Annotated in this window: 3 protein-coding genes; all 3 read right to left on the reverse strand. The window is 75.0% G+C overall.

Features of this window, described 5'->3' with window-relative positions; translation table 11 throughout:
* Positions 1 to 1,186: methylmalonyl-CoA mutase family protein (locus tag DQW85_RS08250; RefSeq protein ID WP_113699776.1), on the reverse strand; the 1,186-nt coding region annotated here is incomplete at its 3' end.
* An 82-nt stretch (positions 1,187 to 1,268) separates the two neighbouring features.
* On the reverse strand, positions 1,269 to 2,048 hold the full coding sequence (locus tag DQW85_RS08255; protein WP_113699777.1) for a peptidoglycan recognition protein family protein: 780 nt from the start codon (positions 2,046 to 2,048) through the stop codon (positions 1,269 to 1,271).
* Positions 2,049 to 2,134: 86 nt separating this feature from the next.
* Positions 2,135 to 2,921: S-methyl-5-thioribose-1-phosphate isomerase (gene mtnA, locus DQW85_RS08260; RefSeq protein ID WP_113699778.1), on the reverse strand; the 787-nt coding region annotated here is incomplete at its 5' end.

Consider the following 2,921-nt stretch of genomic DNA (forward strand, 5'->3'; position numbering starts at 1 on the left):
CGGCGCGGCGCTCCCTGGTCGCGCCGACGCGCTCGGCCACCAGCGGCCCGGCCGCCTCGGCGCCGCCCGCCGCTTCGATCTCCTGGAACCACGCCCAGGCGCCCTCGGCCAGGTCGGCGGTGCGCCGCTCGACGTACCAGGAGCCGCCCGCCGGGTCGATCACCCTGCCGGCTCCCGACTCGTCCAGCAGCAGCGCCTGCGTGTTGCGGGCGATCCGGCGGGAGAAGGCGTCGGGTGGCCCGAGGCGGGCGTCGAACGGCTGGACGGTCACCGCGTCGGCCCCGCCGACCCCGGCGGCGAAGCAGGCCACGGTGGTGCGGAGCATGTTCACGTAGGGGTCGCGTGCCGTCATCATGGCGGAGCCGGTCACCGCGTGCTGGCGCTGCTCCCGCGCCTCCCGGGCGCCGCACACCTCTGCAACCCTGGCCCACAGCCTGCGCGCGGCGCGGAGCTTGGCGACGGTGGCGAACTGGTCGTCGGTGGCCGCGTAGCGGAACTCCAGCTGCCCGAACGCCTCCTCGACGCCGAGCCCGGCCTCGGTGAGGGCGCGCAGGTGGCCGACGGCCAGCGCGATCGAGCAGCCCAGTTCCTCGGCGTCGCTCCCGCCCGCGTCGTGGTAAGGCGTGGCGTCCACGGTGATCGCGCGCAGCCCGGGGAACTCGGCCGCGCACCGCAGCGCCAGCCGCACGGCGGCCTCCCGCCCGCTGCCCGTGCCGGCTCCGAGGTTGCCGGTGAGCGGGGTGCCCCGCTCGGCGGCCAGCGCGAACAGCCCCCGCGCGGCCTCGTCGGTGCGGGGACCCGCGTCGAGGACGATCGGCGCGAGGTCGAGGTAGACGTCCTCCAGCACCCGGCCCAGCTCGCCCACCGGGATCGCGCCGTCGCCGACGACGAGCCAGAGCGAGGTGACGCCGTTCTCCAGGTCGGCCAGCACGGCCTCCGGATCCGGCACCGCGTGCCGCTGCCGCACGTCCCAGCCGGTGGCGGCGCGCGCGGCACGGTCGAACGGCGCAGCGGCGGGCAGGTCGCCCGCGTCGTAGAGCGGCGCGAGCGTCACCCCGTCGTAGGTCGGGCTGGACAGCGCCTCCTCCGGCGAGGCGGCCTCGACCCCGGATCTGCGCAGCACGTCGAGCGCGAGTGCCCGCCAGTCGTCGCGCGTGGTCGTGGGGAAACCCGCTGCCAGTCTCATGTGTCGGATAGTAGGCGGAGCCCTCGGGCGGAGATTACGCAGGGGTCCCCAACGCGGACCGCCCGCGAGCGGCGGGCGGCGGTCAGCGCTGTGGCGCCTCCCAGGTCAGCCGCCAGGTGACGGGGCCCACGACGCCGTCGTCGTCGATGCCCTGCTGGCGCTGGAAGCGGCGGCACACGTCGCGCGACTCGCTCCCGTAGGCGCCGTCGGCGGCGAGCTCCCAGCCGCGCTCCCGCATCCGCCGCTGCCAGGCGCGCACGTCGTCACCGCGCGTCACCGGAGGGAACTTGAGCAGCCGTCCGGGGAACGGCGGCGCCGTGCCCCCATCGCCGTTCCCGTCACCGTTCCCGCCGCCGGGCCGGGGCGCGCCGCGCCTGACCCAGGCGTACAGCGGCTCCCCGGGGCAGTCGGTGGAGAAGCCGTCGCGGTGCCCCTTGATCTCCCGGCCCGCGTCGCCGCGCTCGCGCGCGTGCTCGATCGCGTCGAGGATGGCGTGCAGCAGGCCGTCGGTCGGCTGCACCAGCCCCGCGTTCCCGACCAGCCCGAGCACGGCGTAGTGCCCCGAGTTGAGGCCCGCGCCGTTGGCCGCGGGCAGATTGTGCAGCCCGCGCCCCTCGAACACCTTGCGGTGCGGGCAGGCCACGAACGAGTATCCGATGTCCATCCAGCCGTTGCCGTCCATGTGGTGGCGCTGGATCGACTGCACGAGCGAGACGCACCCGGCGTGGTCGCCGACGATGCCGGGCTCGACCCTGCCGCCCGTGTAGTGGACCTTCACTCCCCTGGTGGAGGCGAGCCGCGTGTAGTCGCCGCGGGGAGCACGGGCGCGCCAGTCACGCCGTGCCACGAGGTCAATGGCCACGTTCTGCTTCTCCAGAGGTCCGAAAACAGGACCACCGAGCGTAACGCGGCCTATGTGGATGGGTTGGCCATTTCCGGATTATTGGCCTATGGCCTGATGACCCGCTTGTCCGTGATGATCGCCGTGATCAGCTCGTGCGGGGTCACGTCGAACGCCGGGTTCACCGCGCCGGTCCCCTCGGGCGCCAGCCGCACGCCGCGGATCGCGACGACCTCCTCGGCGCCCCGGTCCTCGATCTCGATCTGGTCGCCGGCCGGCGTGGCGAAGTCGATCGTCGTCTCGGGCGCGACCACCATGAACGGCACCCGCGCCCGCTCCGCGCCGAGCGCCAGCGCGTACGAGCCGATCTTGTTGGCGGTGTCGCCGTTGGCGGCGATGCGGTCGGCGCCGATGAGCACCGCGTCGATGCCGCCCCTCGACAGCAGGTACGGCCCGGCGCCGTCGGTGACGAGGCGGTGGCCGGCGCCCATCCTGCCCAGCTCCCAGCAGGTCAGCCGGGCACCCTGGAGCAGCGGCCGGGTCTCCAGGACGAGCACCTCGGCCAGCCGTCCCCGTTCGTGCAGGGTCTGGACGACGCCGAGCGCGGTGCCCCGCTCGACGGCGGCCAGCCCGCCGGTGTTGCAGACCGTCATGATGCGCAACAGCTCGCCGCTCTCGGCGGGCGCGAGCAGGTCGGCGCCGCGCTCGCCCATCGCCCGGCAGGCCGCGATGTCCTCGTCGCGGATGCGCAGCGCGGCCCTGAGGACGGCCTCACGCCCGTGGGGCACCCAGACGGCGGCCTGGTCGACGCCCCACGCCAGGTTCACGGCCGTGGGCCTGGCGGCCCGCAGCCGGGCGATGGCGTCCTGGTCGTCCCCCGCCAGCACGACGCCG

The organism is Nonomuraea lactucae (assembly GCF_003313395.1).
Taxonomy (GTDB): Bacteria; Actinomycetota; Actinomycetes; order Streptosporangiales; family Streptosporangiaceae; genus Nonomuraea; species Nonomuraea lactucae.